The sequence below is a fragment of the Pseudenhygromyxa sp. WMMC2535 genome, assembly GCF_011083025.2.
Window position 1 is genome coordinate 2,306,819 of sequence record NZ_JABJWV010000001.1, and the last position, 16,829, is coordinate 2,323,647.

12 protein-coding genes are annotated in these 16,829 nt (G+C 68.9%); 3 read left to right on the forward strand and 9 right to left on the reverse strand.

Going from position 1 to position 16,829, the window contains the following annotated elements; all coding sequences use genetic code 11:
* Positions 1-398: 398 nt before the first annotated feature.
* The 3 genes from G6O69_RS08680 to G6O69_RS08690 all read right to left on the reverse strand — a co-directional run bounded on the left by G6O69_RS08680 (position 399) and on the right by G6O69_RS08690 (position 5,274).
* Entirely contained in the window at positions 399-1,187 is a 789-nt protein-coding gene (locus G6O69_RS08680; RefSeq protein WP_172303056.1) for a nucleotidyltransferase domain-containing protein, read from the reverse strand.
* Positions 1,188-2,207: 1,020 nt separating this feature from the next.
* Positions 2,208-2,789, reverse strand: coding sequence for a hypothetical protein (locus tag G6O69_RS41510; protein ID WP_172303057.1), 582 nt, complete (start codon positions 2,787-2,789; stop codon positions 2,208-2,210).
* Between the two features lie 73 nt (positions 2,790-2,862).
* A complete protein-coding gene (locus G6O69_RS08690) occupies positions 2,863-5,274 on the reverse strand; it encodes a S46 family peptidase (protein WP_176396722.1) in 2,412 nt (803 codons plus the stop codon).
* A 134-nt stretch (positions 5,275-5,408) separates the two neighbouring features.
* Here G6O69_RS08690 and G6O69_RS08695 point away from each other — a divergent pair, with 134 nt between their 5' ends.
* Together G6O69_RS08695 and G6O69_RS08700 are read left to right on the forward strand one after the other, a co-directional pair.
* Entirely contained in the window at positions 5,409-6,080 is a 672-nt protein-coding gene (locus tag G6O69_RS08695) for a nitroreductase family protein (protein ID WP_346017018.1), read from the forward strand.
* Between the two features lie 165 nt (positions 6,081-6,245).
* Positions 6,246-7,016: a hypothetical protein gene (locus tag G6O69_RS08700; protein ID WP_172303059.1), complete on the forward strand. Its 771-nt coding sequence runs from the start codon at positions 6,246-6,248 to the stop codon at positions 7,014-7,016.
* Positions 7,017-7,800: 784 nt separating this feature from the next.
* On the opposite strand, the gene G6O69_RS42010 is transcribed toward G6O69_RS08700, so the two are convergent.
* Positions 7,801-8,721 carry a YkgJ family cysteine cluster protein gene (locus G6O69_RS42010; protein WP_172303060.1) on the reverse strand — a complete coding sequence of 307 codons (921 nt, stop codon included), beginning with the start codon at positions 8,719-8,721 and terminating at the stop codon, positions 7,801-7,803.
* Between the two features lie 115 nt (positions 8,722-8,836).
* Between G6O69_RS42010 and G6O69_RS08710 the strand changes: the two genes are divergently transcribed.
* Positions 8,837-9,856, forward strand: a complete 1,020-nt coding sequence (locus G6O69_RS08710) for a hypothetical protein (RefSeq protein ID WP_172303061.1) — start codon at positions 8,837-8,839, stop codon at positions 9,854-9,856.
* Between the two features lie 154 nt (positions 9,857-10,010).
* Here the strand turns inward: G6O69_RS08710 and G6O69_RS08715 are convergent, their stop codons facing one another.
* From G6O69_RS08715 to G6O69_RS08735, 5 genes are all read right to left on the reverse strand, one after another.
* Positions 10,011-10,247: an RNA-binding protein gene (locus tag G6O69_RS08715; RefSeq protein ID WP_172303062.1), complete on the reverse strand. Its 237-nt coding sequence runs from the start codon at positions 10,245-10,247 to the stop codon at positions 10,011-10,013.
* Between the two features lie 168 nt (positions 10,248-10,415).
* Complete coding sequence (locus G6O69_RS08720) at positions 10,416-12,116, reverse strand: alkaline phosphatase D family protein (protein WP_172303063.1); 1,701 nt, start codon at positions 12,114-12,116, stop codon at positions 10,416-10,418.
* 242 nt (positions 12,117-12,358) lie between these two features.
* The gene (locus tag G6O69_RS08725) at positions 12,359-13,279 is read right to left on the reverse strand and encodes a hypothetical protein (RefSeq protein WP_172303064.1); all 921 of its coding nucleotides are present in this window, start codon (positions 13,277-13,279) and stop codon (positions 12,359-12,361) included.
* Positions 13,280-13,281: 2 nt separating this feature from the next.
* On the reverse strand, positions 13,282-14,757 hold the full coding sequence (locus G6O69_RS08730; RefSeq protein ID WP_346017019.1) for a sigma-54 dependent transcriptional regulator: 1,476 nt from the start codon (positions 14,755-14,757) through the stop codon (positions 13,282-13,284).
* An 84-nt stretch (positions 14,758-14,841) separates the two neighbouring features.
* Positions 14,842-16,803: an ATP-binding protein gene (locus G6O69_RS08735; protein WP_172303065.1), complete on the reverse strand. Its 1,962-nt coding sequence runs from the start codon at positions 16,801-16,803 to the stop codon at positions 14,842-14,844.
* Positions 16,804-16,829 lie beyond the last annotated feature (26 nt).

The window sequence follows — 16,829 nt, forward strand, 5'->3', positions numbered from 1 at the left end:
CTTTCTTGGTTTTTTGCGAGGGGCTGCTTGCTCGGCAGACACGCGCACGGGACAGCAGGGGACCCTCTGCGCTCAGACAGGCTTGCTGACTCCGACGAGGGTCTCGTCGAAGGGATGGGGGCCTTCTCGGGGGTAGTCGCTCCGAAGGCTTGGTACGTACGCAAAACTCGCTCAGAGGGTCCCCTGCTGTCCCTTTTGTGCGCGTCTTTGGCGAGGGGTGTCTCCGTCTCCAACCAAGGAAGGGCGTCTCTTTGGTGCGAGGCCTTGGCCATGCGCCAGACTTCAACAATTGTCGTAATGGTGACGATGATCGTGACGGTGACGGCACCTCCGCTGTGGGGGGCTGTCATTGTCACCCTTGCGAGAGAAGTTGGCTGGCGGGTGGCTTTGGGCAGCGCTCAGCTCAGGCTCGCCAGCCGGCGTTCGATCAGCCAGCGCTCCATCGCGGCCTGGTCGTCCTCGCTGGGGTGCTCGGGCAGCTTCGAGGCCTCGAGCGCGCGGTCCAGGCGGGAGAACGCGCGCGTCATCAGGGCCTCGACCCGCGCCATGGTCCACACCTCGCTCGGCAGCACGCCTTTTTCGGCCTCGCGCTTGAGGCCGATCAGCTCGGGCACCTCTGGCAGCTCGTAGCGCTCCCACAGCGCCGACAGGTCTGGGATCACCTCTCCGCTCTCGAGCAGGTGGGCCCCCGTCGTCGTCGTGCGCAGCACATAGAGCAGCTTCTTGGCCGACACCGCCTTTGGGTCCACCGCCTTGCGCTGCCCCGTCGCAAAGCCGCGATAGTGCTTGTAGACCCGCTTTGAAAGGCTCTTTCGAGTCAGCGCCCGCAGCTCGTCGAGCCCCTCGCCCGCATGCAGCGGCGCCCCGTCCATGATCCGCTCGATCATGTTCCCGTTCCCCTTGAGCACCCCCAGCGCCGCCTGACCAAGCTCGTTGACCGTGAAGTCCACCTCCACCTCCCCAACCCACTCCTGACGATCCACCGCCCCCGGCACCCCAGCAAATCCGAGCAGCCGCCTGGCCGGAGCGACCCACACCCCCTTGAGATCCACATCGCTGTCCGCCGACGCGAACCCATACGCGTGGGCCCCACACAAAGAAACGACGAGGAGCTCCCTGGCCTCGAGCGCCTCACGGAGCACCTGCCCAGCAGCCGCTCGCTGAACCGGAGTCATCGGATCAGGCATGCCCCTCGGGCTAGCACGACCCCCTCACCATCGCCACCACCCAACCCACCTCCGCCCGAGGAGCCTGCCTCAACCACCCGAAGACCAACCTCAACTCTCGAGGACCGACCCCAACCGCTCGACGACCGAGAGCCGGCCTCAACTGACCTCATCTCTCGAGGACCAAGGGCCGACCTCGACCGCTCGAAGACCAAGGCCACCCCAACCGCTAGAGCGGCCAACCCCAACCACTCGAGCGGCCACATCAGCATCTCGAAGACCAAGGGCCGACCCCAACCACTCGAGGCCCGATGTCCGAATCAACCGCTCGAGCGGCCAACCTCAACCCGCTCGAGCAGCCACATCAATATCTCGAAGACCAAGGACCGACCTCGACCACCCGAGGCCCGAATCAACCGCTCGAAGACGAAGACGTCTTCCTTTGTCGGAGACGAAGACGTCTTCCTTTATCGGAGACGAAGACGCCGTCCTTTCTCGAAGACGAAGACGCCGTCCTTTCTCGAAGACGAAGACGCCGTCCTTTCTCAAAGTCGAAGACGAAGACGAAGACGAAGACGAAGACGAAGACGCCTTCCTTTGTCGGAGACGAAGACGCTTTCTTTTGTCGGAGACAAAGACGCCTTCCTTTGCCGGAGACGAAGACGCCGTCCTTTGCCGGAGACGAAGACGCCGTCCTTTGTCGGAGACGAAGACGCTTTCTTTTGTTGGAGACGGAGACACCTCTCGCCAAAGACGCGCACAAAAGGGACAGCAGGGGACCCTCTGAGCGAGTTTTGCGTACGTACCAAGCCTTCGGAGCGACTACCCCCGAGAAGGCCACCATCCCTTCGACGAGACCCTCGTCGGAGTCAGCAAGCCTGTCTGAGCGCAGAGGGTCCCCTGCTGTCCCGTGCGCGTGTCTGCCGAGCAAGCAGCCCCTCACCAAAAACCAAGAAGACCCTCTCCACCAAGCAGCCCCCCACCAAAGACCAAGAAGACCCTCTCCACCAAGCAGCCCCACCGAGACCCCCCCGCCAAAAATCAGAGCTCAACCCACCGAGCCTCGAACACCCAAGCCCCCTCCCCCTCGACAAACTCCACCTCCCCAACCCCCTCCCGACAAAGATCCAAAGTCCCCGCCAAGATCCCCCGCGCCGCCTCCCGAAACAGCTTCCCCAGCAACGCCACCGGCACCCCTCGCAAGGTCGCCCGCGCCATGCACTCGCCGATGAAGTCGACCGGCTCGAAGCCCCCGCAGCCGCGCAGGGTCTGCCCCCACAGCAGCGGCATCAGGGTCAAGACGCTGCGCGGCTCGAGGTCGAACAGGCGCAGCGAGCCGTCCTGGATCCCCGACATCAGCGGCCCGCGCACCGCCTCGCGGCCGCCTTGGCGGTGCATCTCGAAGTAGTCGTCGGGCCCCAGGCGCTCCCCGATCGTCTCGAGCAGCGGCATCACCTTGGCCTGCGGGACCCAGCCCTCGCCCGGGACCCGGAACAGCTCCTGAAGCAGCGGGTCGTGCTCGGTCCGCAGCGAGACGGCCTCGTCCGGGCTCAGGCGCTCGAGGGACGCAGCAATCTTTCGGACCAAGCGCCCGCGGATCAACGGCTCGGGTTCGTTGGCCACCGATAGTTGTCCTAGCGACTCCTGCGCGCCGCGCCAGGGGCCATGTCTCCGATCCGACCAGTTTGGTCGGCGCTCATGATCGCCCCTCCTCGAGCCAGCGACGCCGGCGGCCGCCCACGGCGAACAGCGCCAGCAACAGGCCAAGCCCTGGGGCCGCACCGGACCACCCGCGATCACCCGAGACGGCCATACAACCGCAGCCCGAGCGAGGTGACGAGGCGGTGGCGGCATCGGCCCCGTCCGCTGCTGGCGTCGCCGCGGCCCCGGCCGGCGCCGACTCGGCCCCGCTGCTGGGCTGGTAGTCGGCGACCCCGAGCTCGCGCAGCAGGTGCTCGGCCCCGGCGATCTCCTCGAGCATCCAGTACAGGTAGCGGGCGTCGGCGATCACGTTGCGCGAGTGGCTGGGCCGCCAGGCGTAGTCGCCCGCGACGTTCTCCCACACGCGATCGAAGTTGAAGCCGACGAGCTGCCCCTTGGCGTTGATCACCGGTGAGCCCGAGTTGCCGCCGGTGGTGTCGCCGTCGGCGAGGAAGCAAAGCGGCAGGTCGCCAAGGCGCGGGTCGGCCCAGCGGCTGGCGCCGGCGACCTTGGCCCGCTCGAGCACGGCGTCGGGGAGGTCGAAGTCCCCCTCGCCGATGTGCTTGGCCACGGCGCCGGCGAGCACGGTCTGGGGTTTTTGGGTCTCGCCGTTCCACTTGTCGTAGCCCTGGACCGTGGCGTAGGACAGGCGCAAGGTCGCGTTGGCGTCGGCGTAGACCGGCTGCTCGCGCAGCTTGGAGATCAGCGCGAAGTAGGCCGGCTCGAGGCGGAGCAGGCGGCCGGCCTCGGCGCGCTCGAGCTCGCTGAGCGCCGCCCGCTCGTCGACCAGGGCCCGGGCCAGGACGATCATCGGGTCCTTGCTCGCGGCGACCTTTGCGGGATCGTCGAGCATGCCCGCGAGGTCCTCGGCCGTGGCGATGGTCGAGCCCTTCAGCGCCGCCGCGGCGGACTCGCGGTAGGCGTCGAGGGCCTCGGCGCCCGCCCCCTTGGCCGCGCCCATGATCGCGTCGAAGCCCGCCACGCGCTCGCCCTCGAGGGCGTCGGCGTAGCGCAAGAAGGAGGCGAGCATCGCCGCGTCCACGCCGGCGTCGTGGTCCTTGGCCATGCGATCGAGGCGCTCGACCACGCGCTCGCGGTCGCGGTCGCGGTAGCCGGACTTGCGCTCGAGGTCCGGGAGGTCGCGCTGCTTGGCCCACTCGACCAGCTCGAGGGCGATGGTCAAGCTGCGCGGCCCGTAGCCCAGGTTGTGGATCAAGAAGGCCCGCGCGCCCCGGCTGCTGCGCGCCGTCGACAGGGCCTCGAGCGCTTCGAGGGTCGCCTTGGCGCCCTCGTCCGTCGCCGCGAGCTTCTCGTCTTCGGCGATCCGCGCCTCGAGCAGCTTCATGCGCTCGAGCCCCGCGATCTTGCCGCGGGCGTTCTTGTGGCGGTTGGCCAGGCTCTTCGACAGCGCCGCGACCTTGATGCCCACGGCCTGGTCCTCGGCGCCCGCGGCCTCGAGGATGTCGATCCACTCGCCGTACATGATCACCCACTGGGGCAGCCACTGCTTTTGATGGCGCTCGAGCTCGGCGGCCCACAGGTAGCGCTCGGTCCTGCCCGGGTAGCCGAGCACGGCCACGAAGTCCCCGGGGGCCACGCCCTCGGTCGCCGGCTCGAGCCAGTGCGCCGGGGCGTAGGGCTTGCCGTCGCCGTCGTAGGCGCGCAGCAGCGAGAAGTCGCCGGTGTGCCGCGGCCACATCCAGTTGTCGGTCTCGCCGCCGTACTCCCCGATCGCCGAGGGCGGGGCGTAGACCAGGCGCAGATCGTCGAGCTCGACGTACTCGTGCAGCTCGAAGCTCGAGTCCAGGAAGAAGCCGGCCACACGACAGTGGCGATCCTCGCCGGCCGCCTCGCAGGCGTCGACGAGCTCGTTTTTGATCTTGTCGAAGGCCGCCTTGCGCTCGCCCTCGTCCTCGACCGCCGCGATCGCGCCCTGCACCTTGGTCGTGACGTCGGTGATCGTGCGCAGGATCTTGACCGAGCCGCCGGGCGCCTTCAGCTCCTCGGCGCGGGTCATCGCCACGAAGCCGTCCTTCAGGTAGTCGTGCTCGACGCTCGAGTTGGCCTGGAGCGCCCCGTAGGCGCAGTGATGGTTGGTGGCGATCAGCCCCTCGGCGCTCACGAAGGCCGCCGAGCACCCGCCGATGTTGACCGAGGCGCGCATCAGCCCGCCGTCTTTTTCGTCGCCCGTGGGCTTCCACAGCGCCTCGGCCGAGAGCGCCAGGCCCTGGGCTGCCGCGCGCTCGTGGATCTCTGCGATCTGGGCGGGCTTCCACTGGCCCTCGTTGGCCGCCGCCGGGCTCGCCAGCAGCGCGAGGCCGAGGGGCACCAAGAGCCACGAGCGACCCGAGCTCCGCCTGAAACGATGTTGACCACCAGCGCTCTGGAGACGATGCAACGACGACATGCAGCGGTGATACGCGTCGACGCGCCGCCCTGGCAAGAGCCCAGCGCGAATCGAGAGAGCGAGCTCACTGCGACGGACGAGCTTCATCCCCTTCGCGCGCGCAACCTCGGGCCACCGCGGGCCATTGTCTGGTGGTGACCGAGCGCTACCCGACCGAGGCCCTGAATTTCGAGCGCCGCCCCGAAGCCGAGATGCGCACCCGGGCGCAGGCCTTCTTCGAGCTCATGCAGCGCCGCCGCAGCGTGCGGCACTTCGCCAGCGACCCGATCCCCCTCGAGGTCGTGCGCCAGGCGATCCACGCCGCCGCCCAGGCCCCGAGCGGCGCCCACAAGCAGCCCTGGCGCTTCGCGCTGATCACCAACCCCTCGCTCAAGCGCCGCGTCCGCGAGGCCGCCGAGGCCGAGGAGCGCGAGACCTACGAGCGGCGCATGAGCGAGGAGTGGCGCGCGGCCCTGGCTCCGCTCGGCACCGACGCCGACAAGCCCTACCTCGAGCACGCCCCCGCGCTGATCGTCGTCTTGCGCGTCGACTATGACCTCGACCAAGCCGGCGAGCGCAGCAAGAACTACTACGTGCAGGAGAGCTGCGGCATCGCCCTGGGCATCTTGATCGCCGCCTTGCACGACGCCGGCCTGGCCACGCTCACCCACACTCCGAGCCCCATGAACTTCCTGACCCGGCTGCTCGACCGCCCCAAGAACGAGCGCGCCTTCATGCTCCTCCCCGTCGGCTACCCGGCCCCCGGCTGCGAGGTCCCCCAGCTCACTCGCAAGCCCCTCGACGAGCTCCTGATCGAGTTCGGATAAATAACTAAACCCCCACACCCCACGCTCGCGCATCGCTCGCACCCGAAACTCCCCCACCGAGGGCTGGGCACCAAGAGTCTGCCCCTCGGTATCGTGCACGCGAAGCCCATCTCGCCGCCATCGTTCGCGCCTTCGCGTGGTATACGAGCGGCTCGGAAGACGACCATGCGACCGATTCTGCGAGCCCTGCTGATTTCCGCCTCCCTCGCTGTCCCCACCGCCGCCGTGAGCCTGAGCCCGACCACGGCCATGGCCGCCGGCCCCGAGTCCGAAGAGATCTGGTTCGGCACCGGCGTGGACTCCCTCGAGACCGACGACAACGGCAAGCTCACCGCCGAGGGAGCCGCGACCAAGACCGACGAGGTCGACCGCATCCCTGGTGAGGACGACTGGGAGCTCAAGCTCCACGCCCGCATGGGCAAGTACGCCGCCCCTGGCCCCGCCTACACCGAGTTCTATCAGACGGTCAACGGCGAGGAGTACATCGTCTACCGCCACGAGGACCCGAACTACGAGGGCTCGCGGCTCTACACGACCACGATCCTCCTCGAGTCGAACATCGGCTTCAACAAGAACCGCGAGTACCGCGTCCAGATCGTCCAAAACAACGGCAAGCGCGACCTCGTCGTCGCCAAGGGCAAGGTCACCTTGGTCGACACCGGCCGCGAAGCCCCCGAGGCCGAGGACGCCGGTGAGGACGAGGACGAGGACGAGGACGAGGACGACGACCTCGACGAAGACGAGGACGACCTCGGCGAGGACGACGAGGACGAGGACGACGGCGCCAGCGAGAGCAGCGAAGCCCCCCCGCCCATCGACCCCCCCGCCAAAAAGAAGGGCTGCAGCGTGGCCGAGCTCGACACCAACGTCGGCTTCTCCGGCACCGCCATCCTCCTGCTCCTCGCCCTCGGCATCCGCCGCCGCCGCGAAGACTGATCCCCCACCACTCCCCGGGCACACCGCCCCCAACGAGCCCGCCTCCGGCCCCGCCGGATGCGGGCTTCGTCCATCTCCAAGCCCCCGCCGGCAGACTACACCTCTTCCCCAGCAGACCACCCCCCGCTAGCAGACTGACCTTCGCCCGCAGATCGCCTTTCGCTAGCAGACCGCCCTTCGCTCGCAGATCGCCTTTCGCTAGCAGACCGCCCTTCGCCCGTAGATCGCCCTTCGCTCGCAGATCGCCCTTCGCTCGCAGACCGCCCTTCGCCCGCAGATCGCCCTTCGCTCGCAGATCACCCCTTCGCTCGCAGATCACCCCTTCGCTAACAGACTGCCCTCCGCTAGCAGGTCGCCCTTCGCTCGCAGACTGCCCCTTCGCTCACAGATCGCCCTTCGCCCGCGGATCGCCTTCGTTAGCAGGTAACCCCTTCACTCGCAGACTGCCCTTCGCTCGCAGACCGTCCCCCCACCGTCGGCGACGGAGATCCTCCTCGCCAAAGACGCGCACAAAAGGGACAGCAGGGGACCCTCTGAGCGAGTTTTGCGTACGTACCAAGCCTTCGGAGCGACTACCCCCGAGAAGGCCACCATCCCTTCGACGAGACCCTCGTCGGAGTCAGCAAGCCTGTCTGAGCGCAGAGGGTCCCCTGCTGTCCCGTGCGCGTGTCTGCCGAGCGAGCAGACCCTCGCAAAAGACCACGAGAGGACCCTTCAACAGAGGACCCCCTTCAACAGAGGACCCCCTTCAACAGAGGACCCCCTTCAACAGAGGACCCCCTTCTCACTTCTTCTTCTTCTTTTTCTTCTTCTGATACTTCTTCGCATGCTTCACATTGCGATTCGCCCGCTGCACCACGCGCCCATCCTGCTGCATCGGCCGAGGCGCCTCCCCAACCTCCAGCAACATCTGCCCCTCACTGAGCTGAAGCAACTGAAGCACCCCCGCATACAAAAACGGAGAGATCCCCAACCCCATGCGCTTGTCGATCTGCGACAGCGACACCTGCGGCCGCACCGGCAGCCGGATGTTGACCACCTCGACCTGCTCGTGGCGCTCGTGGCGGGGATCCGCCAGCGTCGGATCCCCCGTGATGTGCTGCATCCGGCACACCGCCGGCCGGCGCTCCCAGATCCGGCAGCGCCCCTTGCCCTGATCCAGGAAAGGGCACGGCTCCCCGCGCTCGGCGAACTGCTTGCGCCCCATGCCAGCCGCCTTGCTGGTCATGCGGATCTTCTCGGGGTCGCTACCGCGGTGCCCCGCCTGGATGTCCTTGAACTGCTGCTCGCCGAGCTCCGCCAGGCGCTGGGCGACCTGGGGGAAGTCCTTCCAGGTGCGGATCTCCCGGTAGATCGCCAGGGACTCGATGCCCGAGACGCCAAAGGGCGCCGCGTAGCAGGCACCGCGGCCCTCCGGCGTGCCCGCCTGCACCGCGCCCTCGAGCGCCAGGCCCTCGCGGACCTTGGCGATGTAGAGGTCGAAGGCAGCGTGCATGTCGCCCACCCGGTCATAGAAGCCACGGGGGACGCGCTTGCTCTGACCGATGTCGGCGATGCCCTCGAGCCCGCCGATATCATCGACGATGCGCTGGAGCGTGGCGATCTGCTCCTTCGCGGCCTTGCGGACCTTGCGGGAAATTCGAGTGGTCCGATCGCTGGGGAGCTTGATCCGCGGACCGAAGAGCGCTGAGAGGAAGTCGAGCACCAGCCGTGACTTTTAACAAAATCCAGCCTGGGGTCCATGCACCCGCTCAACTCGCGCAGACGAGACCTGTCACGTGCGTTGACCTCTGCATGGGGCGCGAGTAGCGTTGCCGCCGATGACTCGTCCGGGCAGCTCTTTTTGCACCTCTCCCCGCCTCTCGGGGACGATCCTCGCCCTCGCCCTCGCCCTCGGAGCCAGCGCCTGCGACAAGGGCAGCAGTGCGAGCGCGGCCCCCGAAGACGGCGCCGCCGGCCAGGACGCGGTCCCCAGCGCGGGCGGCGAGGCCTACCGCTACGCCGACGACTTCACGCTCACCGCCGAGACCAAGCTCGAGGTCGACCTGACCACCAGCGAGGGCTCCGGCGCGGCCGAGCTCCAGGCCCGCAGCCAGATCGAGGCCAAGCCCGCCGGCGACAAGCTCGAGGTCCACGGCAAGCTCATCGAGCTCGTCGACTTCACCGGCTCGGGCAACCTCGACCCCGAGTTCATGAAGAAGCAGGCCGAGGAGCAAGGCCAGACCGACTTCGACTTCCTCGCCGAGCTGCGTGCCTCCGAGGCCTGGTCGATCGTGGATCACAAGGGTGAGACCGACGACGACGCGACCAAGGGCCTGCCCCAAAACCAAGGCAGCGACGACTCGGGCGCGGACTTCGGGCTCTTCGAGCTCCCCGACCTGCCCGCCGTCGACCTCGAGGTCGGCAAGACCGTCACCTTGCCCACCTACGAGGAGCCCCGGCAGATGCCCTTCGGCGAGATCCCCATGGAGATCGACGAGTCCTGGACGCTGCGCGGCATCGACGAGAGCGGCGGCAAGCACATCGCCGAGTTCGACGTCACCGTCGAGGGCAGCGGCGCGACCGAGCTCTCGGGCCAGGGCCAGACCGCGATGATCTCCTCGCTCGAGGAGTCCGCGTTCACGATCTTCTTCGACATCGACGCCGGCCTGCCGGTCTCGATCTCGGGCTACAGCCAGAGCGAGACCACCATCGACGCCGGCGGTCAGAGCTTCTCCTTTGCGACCAACAGCGAGCTCGAGACCACCTACAGCGTCGGCGCGGCCGCGCCCGCGCCCGCCGAGACCGCCCCGGCCGAGGACGCCGCTGGCGCCCCGGCCGAGGACGCGCCCGCCGAGTAGTCGGCCGCGCGCGGGCACGCATCGCTCGCTCCTGGGCGCATCACCTCCCAGTGGTGCGCCTGCTTTCGTTCCAGCCGCGGAGCGTTCGGCTCAGAGTCTGTGAATTTTTCCCGCAGGTCGTCAGGTGCGTCGCTGGGGAAAGATTCACAGACTCTCAGGTCGCCAGCGCGACGCGCAGCGTCCACTCGCCGATCTCGCGGCCATCGAGGGCGCCGCGCGCCCGGACAGCCCCGAGGTCGTCGCCAAAGTCGACGTAGGCGAAGCCCCGGCAGCGACCCTCCTCGTCGAGGGCCACGCGGACCTCGGCGACGGCCCCGTGCTCGACGCAGAGCGCACGGATCGCGCCCTCATCGGCCTCGGGTCCCAGTCCACCGACGTAGAGCGTGGTCATGGGACGTGTATGTACGTTTGTGTCCCACACCCGCGCAAGCGTTCGACCGCGCATTTTCATGCCTCGATAGTTGAGGACAGTCACCGGAAGTTCGCGCGCGGGCGGGCGAACTTTGGTGACCAGGTCATCGCGACATCGGTCCAAAGATCAAAATGAGCGCGCGCGAGCTCAGGGCGCGAGCGCGGGCGCGTCGACTTTGGCGGCCGCAGGCTCTGCCGCCTCGACCAGGCGCGCGCTCCCGCTTTGCACGATGCGCCCCGCCCCGTGGGCGCTGGCCGAGAAGGTCTCCTGGCCGATCTGCCCGCCGCTGAAGTGCCACCAGTCGGCCTGGATCCGCGCGGGCGTGATGTCGAGGGTCACGTAGCCGCGGTGGAAGGTCTCGACGTAGCGCTGGTGCGGGTTTTGGGCCGAGATCACCGCCTGGGTGGCGTCGTCGAGGAGCAGCCCCGGGGAGGTCACGCCGGGGGTGACGAATTCCACGAGCACCGCGCCTTCGCCGGTCTCCGGGTCGTAGCCGTCGAGGGGATCGTAGGTGACCTCGTTGCCAAAGGAGGTGTGGATGTCGCCGGAGAGCACGACGACGTCGCGCAGGCCCTCGTCCTCGACGTAGGCGAGCAGGCGCCGGCGGGCGTCGTCGTAGCCGTCCCAGGTGTCGCCGCGCAGCGGCCACTTGAGGCCCGTGTCCTGATCGATGGTGAAGGTCAGGTGCGCGAGCATGACCTGCTGGGTGATCAGCTTCCACTGGGCGGCGCTGGCCGAGAGGCGCTCGAACAGCCAGGCCTCCTGCTCGGCGCCGAGCAGCTGGCGACCGGCGGCGTACATGCCCGCGAGGCCGCCCTCTTCGTTGGGGCTGAGCTGCTCCTCGCGGCCCTCCAGACGCGTGTCGAGGACGATCAGCTCGACGAGTCCGCCATAGCCGAGCGCGCGGTAGATCTTCCCGGCCTCGCCCTCGCGCAGGGGCAGCCACTCGTAGTAGGCCTGGCGCGCGGCGGCCCGGCGCGCCTCCCAGTCGCCCTCTTGATCGGGGTCGTGGTTCTCGGCCCCGTCCGACCACGCGTTGTTGGCGGTCTCGTGATCGTCCCAGGTGGTCACGAAGGGGTGCTGGCGGTGGACCTCCTGGAGCGAGGCCTCGCGCCGATACTGGGCGTAGCGGCGGCGATAGTCGTCGAGGCTCACGCACTCGTGAGAGGGCTCGTACTCCCGGGCCTCGCCATAGACCAGCGAGCCGTACTCGTAGATGTAGTCGCCCACGTGGAGCACCAGGTCGAGGTCGGCCCGGGCGGCGAGCTCGGTGTAGGCGTGGAAGTAGCCGTGGCCCAGGCTCGCGCACGAGCACAGGGCCATGCGCAGGTGCTCGCTGGCCGCGTCGGGGGCCGTGCGCCCGCGGCCGATCGGCGAGACGCGACCCTGGGCGTAGAAGCGGTAGTAATAGGTGGTCCCCGCGTCGAGGCCGTCGAGGTCGAGCTTGACGGTGAAGTCGCGCGCGGCCGTCGTCGGGCTCGGGAGGGTGTCGGCGGCCACCCGCTGCTGAAACTCGGGGTCCAGGGCGACCTCGAAGAAGACCTCCACGGCCTCGTCCGCGTCGGCGGGGCTGACCCGGGTCCACAAGATCAGCGCGTCGGTCAGCGGGTCTCCGCTGGCCACGCCGTGGGCGAAGATCCCCTCGGGCCCGAGCGCGCCCTCCCACTCGTAGCTCGGCAGATCGTCGCCGCCGGTCTCCCCCGCCGTATCGCTCTCGGCATCGCCATCGCCATCGCCATCGTCGCTGCCCTCGCCCTCGCCACCGCCCCCGCAGCCGGCGGTGAAGCGCGGGATCAAGGTCGCGGCGCCGAGCAGGCCGGCGCGGCGCAGGAGGGCTCGTCGAGTCATACCCATCGTTGGCGCATCTTCTCCCCTCGGGCAGTGGCCGTCACCTCTCGTGAGTGGCGGCGAGTGGCCATCGCGGTCACTCGAGGCCACTCGCTACCTCGCTCCCCTACCTCGCCCCCCTACCTCGCCCCCCCACCCCGGCATGACTCACGCGTGCGCATCCAGGCCGGCGCGGGGCGACGCCATCGGGCCTCGGCCTGGCTCACGGCCGCGAGCGCGGCGACCGGTTTGAAGGCCGCGATCTACTCGGCCGCGTTGGGCCCCTTGGCCTCGCCTGCGGCCGAGTCGGCTTCGGCTTCGGCTTCGGCTTCGGCTTTTGGCGGCGCCTCGAGGGCGGCCAGCTGGACCCGCGGGGTCAGCAGGCCGGTCATCATCTCGTAGCTGCCCTCGCCCAGCGCCGAGAGGATCGCGTCGACCTTCAGGCCCTCGAGCTCGACCGTCTCGGCCTCGGCCCGCGCCGACGCGGGGATCTCGAAGCGCGAGGGCTCGAGCTTCGCCTCGCGCTCGATGCTGGTGGCCACGATCTCGAAGGCCGCGCCCTCGTAGCGCAAGAACAGCCCGGCCTCTTCCCACAGGCACAGGTTCTGGGCGGCCATGCGCGTCTGCAGACAGCTGACCTCGAGCACCGCGTCGCGCTCCCCGGGGTGGGCTGCGCGCTGCTCGGTGAGCAGCGCATGCCACTCGCGGATCGCCTCGACCACGGCGCGGCGCGGCGCCTCGTCGAGGGCCAGCCAGGCGTCGGCGAGGGCCCCGAAGTCGCGCTCGCCCAGCTCACCGGGCTCGCCTTTTTGGGCCGTCCACACCGCCCGGGGCGTGATGATCGTGGTGCCCTCGTTGACCACGGGGTGGCCGGGGTCCTCGCTCGCCCAGCGGATCGTCCAGTCTTCGCGGCGATAGCCGCCGGGGGCCTGCTGGATCGTCAGCTCGCCCTCGGCCAGGCTGCCCCGGACCTCGTAGCGGATCTCCAGGCCGGTCGCGCCCGCCGGGAGGGGCGAGAGCTCGGCCAGGAAGGCCTCGGCGTCCTCGGGCAGGGGCGCCTCGCTGGCTTCGGTGCTCGCCTGCTCGGCCTTGGCGTCGTCCTTGCCGTCCTTGCAGCCCAAAACCGGCGCGGCGACCAGCGCGGTGACCAGCGCGACGCGTGCCCACTCGGCAGCCCTCGCCATCGCTACTGCTCCCCCCGCTGGATCCCCAGGATCTTGAGCTTGCGGTGCAGGTGCGTGCGCTCGATGCTCAGGGCCTCGGCCGTGCGCGAGACGTTCCAGTCGTGCTCGCGCAGACGCTGGAGGATATAGGCCCGCTCCACCGCCTCGCGAAAGGCCTTGAGCGGGAGGTCGGAGCTCTCGCGCAGGAGCTCCGCGAAGGGGCCCTCGCCCGGGGCCAGGCCGGCGTCCTCGCCCGCGCTCGCGCCACGCTCGGGCAGCAGCTCCGGGGGCACGTCGTCGAGGTCGAGGTCGCCGTCGCTGAGCACGACCATGCGCTCGATGACGTTGCGCAGCTCTCGGACGTTGCCCGGCCACTCGTGACGGCGCAGGGCCTCGACGGCTCCCGGGGCGATCTCTCGCCGGGCGAGGCCGTTTTCTTCGCAGGCCTGGCGGATGAAGTGGCGGGCGAGCAGGGGGACGTCCTCCCGGCGCTCGCGCAGCGGCGGCATGCGGATCGGGACCACGGCCAGGCGAAAGAACAGGTCCTCGCGGAATTCCCCGGCCGCGGCCAGCTCTTGCAGGTTGCGGTGGGTGGCCGCGAGCACGCGCACGTCGACCTGCGTGGGCGCGTGGCCGCCGACCCGGGTGAGCTCGCCGCTTTGCAGCACGCGCAGGACCTTGGCCTGGGCGTCGAGATCCATGTCGCCGATCTCGTCGAGGAAGAGGGTGCCGCGGTCGGCGACCTCGAACAGGCCCTTCTTTTGGCCGGTGGCCCCGGTGAAGGCCCCGCGCTCGTGGCCAAAGAGCTCCGACTCGATCAGCTCGCGGGGGATCGCGGCGCAGTTGACCTTGACGAAGGGGTGGTCGCGGCGCTCCGAGGCCTCGTGGATCGCCCGGGCGATCAGCTCCTTGCCCGTGCCGCTCTCGCCGGTGATCAGCACCCGGGCCTTGGTCCGCCCGACCTTGGCGACCATGCGCATCAGCTCGCGCATGGGGTCGCTGGTCCCGATGATCTCGCCGTGGATGCGGTGGCGGAGCTCTCGCAGCTCGCGCTCGGCCCGGCTCTGGCGCAGGGCGTTGCGCACGGACACGATCACCCGGTCGCGCGACAGCGGCTTTTCGAAGAAGTCGAAGGCGCCCAGGCGCGTGGCCTTGACGGCGTCGGGGACCGAGGCGTGGCCGGAGATCATGATCACCGGCACCGGCGGCCGCCCGCCCTCGCCCAGACCGCCGAGCTGCTCGAGGACCTCGATGCCCGAGATCCCCCCGAGCATCACGTCCATGATCACCGCGTCCGGCAAGGCCGCGGCCGACTCGTCCTCGGCCTCGGCGGAGACCGCGGCGGCCAGGTACTCGAGGGCCTGCTCCCCGGTCTCGGCCTCGACGACGGTGGCCCCCTCGCCCTCGAGGACCATGCGCAGGGTCCGACGGATGTTCTTCTCGTCGTCGACCACCAACACGGTGCCGGTGAAGACGGCGGGTTCGCTGGTCGCGCTCACGGACCTGGATCCTACTTCCTGGTCCGGCGCCCCGTCCAACCACCCGAGCGCGGGCACACGCCTGGCCCCCTTCGGCTCAAAGCCTCAGCTCGCGCCCGGAGGCGGCGCCACCATGAGTTCGAGGAGCTCGCGGAGCTCTGCGGGGATCGCTCGATCTGGCGCGCCGACCTGATCCAGGGGTGTCGTCTCGATCAGCGCGTGGATGTTGCTCGGAAAATGGCCATCCAACTTGGCAGGCAGTCGCGCACGGATCTTCCCGAGCACGAAGCGGCCTCGGTCGTGGCCGCGCTGCCACTTGGACGGCTCGGCGGCGACCCGCTCGACGGCTAGCCGGTGCGCATGCTTGCTCAGCTGCTCGCTACGCAGGGGCTGCCCGTCTTTCCCCGGGATCCCACGCGATATGATCTTGGCGAGTAGCTGGGACTCGGCAGCCCGCAGGAGCTTGTCGTCTTCATCCGCCGCCGCCAGCGCGTCATCGATCCACTGACCGAGCGCCGAGGGCGTGTCTGCTCCCCAGCGCGCCTTGAGCCAAGCCGAGAGGACCTCCCGACGCAAGAAGAGCGACTCGATGCTGTGCATCGGCCAGACCACTCGAGTCCCCTGGACGCGCCCTTCCGAGGGCTCCTCGTGCACGCCAGGCTCTCGTTCATAGTCCTGGTCGAGGACCACCATGACCTTCAGGGGCGCCCCGCTCGAGAGTCCAGAGATCAGCTGGCTGTCGACGAGGCGCTGGAGCAGACGCGCGAGCTTGTCGTTGCCGCTGCCCAGGAGCGGCGCGAGAGTCCACGACTCGAAGCGATCCCTACGGACGAGGTCCGTCCGAAAGCGCAGCCGTGCGCATCCCTCCAGGATGATGCGATCGCTCTCCCCCTCGTAGAAGAGGATCTGACGGCTGGCCAGGAAGTTGATCAACGAAAAAGGCGTCAGGTCGGCCCATTCACCGAGCTCCGCGACGACCTCCGACTGGCCCTGGAGCAGCGAGACCCGCTGCGCGCCACGATCCACGCGCAAGACCGCCGTATCCTCCCGGCGAAACAGGCGGTTGACGATCTCCACGGCGTGGGTGGCCATGACCACCTGCGAGCCAAACTCGCGCACGATCAGCGACGTCACGCGCTCGGCCATCTCGCCTTGCAGCCGCGGGTGCAGATGCGCCTCCGGCTCATCGAGCAAAAAAATTACCGAGCGCTGGCGTTGCTCGCTGCGGAAGCGCTCGAGTGCGGCGTAGAGCGCGATCAGGTTGATGAGCCCCGCTCCCGCAGCGGACAGCTCGAGGGGGCCGTCCTCGTCACGAAAGCGCACGACCAGGGGGTAGACGGACTCCGAGTCCGCGGCCGCAGTACGCTCGACGATCCGCGCGCCGAGGGACTCGGTCAAGAAGGCGTTGAGGCGAGTGAGCGCGTCGGCAGACAGGCGCGAGACGAGGTTGCGAACGATGTGGCTCTGGTCTCCAGCCCCGAGCAGGCGGTCGACGACGACACCAGCGCGGTACTCCTCCTCGCGCACGACTCCATAAAAGGAGGGGACCAGCACCGCCTGCGGCCCATGCTGGCCGACGTAGTCGACGATCTCCCGGTTGGCGGCTCCCCCTCGCTTGGACAAGGACTCGAGGCGTGCGGCGAGCTCGGGTGAGCAGATCCAGATGTCGAGGCGGATCTGAGCGCTTCGGCCGCAGCGAACATCGACCTTGATCTCGCGGATCCGGTCGCCTTGGTCGAAAGACAGCGCGATGGACAAGCGCTCGCTGTCTCCCACCCGCTGGTTGTGAAAGAGCGCCTGCCAGTCGGCGACGGAGAGGTACCGGGTGTGATCCCCGATCAAGGCGCCGTAGACGACCTCGATCCACCCGTCCTCGGCCCCCTCCCTGGCGAGTCGCGACGAGCCAGCGTGGAGCCCGTCGTCGAGAGCCTTCAGCGCGAGCTGGATCGCGTAGAGGAGCGTGGTCTTGCCCGAGGAATTCGGCCCAACGACGACGGTCGTGGGGTGCAACTCCGCCTCGAGCTCCTCGAAGCCGCGAAACCTCTCGATGCGGATCTTCCGCAGCACGGCGTTACGCTACATGATCTGCCCCT

Bases quoted from the DNA above. Each gene is read 5' to 3' on its own strand.
- G6O69_RS08680 (WP_172303056.1), bottom strand. From the start codon at position 1,187: ATGCCTGATCCGATGACTCCGGTTCAGCGAGCGGCTGCTGGGCAGGTG.
- G6O69_RS08690 (WP_176396722.1), bottom strand. From the start codon at position 5,274: ATGTCGTCGTTGCATCGTCTCCAGAGCGCTGGTGGTCAACATCGTTTC.
- G6O69_RS08700 (WP_172303059.1), top strand. From the start codon at position 6,246: ATGCGACCGATTCTGCGAGCCCTGCTGATTTCCGCCTCCCTCGCTGTC.
- G6O69_RS08710 (WP_172303061.1), top strand. From the start codon at position 8,837: ATGACTCGTCCGGGCAGCTCTTTTTGCACCTCTCCCCGCCTCTCGGGG.
- G6O69_RS08715 (WP_172303062.1), bottom strand. From the start codon at position 10,247: ATGACCACGCTCTACGTCGGTGGACTGGGACCCGAGGCCGATGAGGGC.
- G6O69_RS08720 (WP_172303063.1), bottom strand. From the start codon at position 12,116: ATGACTCGACGAGCCCTCCTGCGCCGCGCCGGCCTGCTCGGCGCCGCG.
- G6O69_RS08725 (WP_172303064.1), bottom strand. From the start codon at position 13,279: ATGGCGAGGGCTGCCGAGTGGGCACGCGTCGCGCTGGTCACCGCGCTG.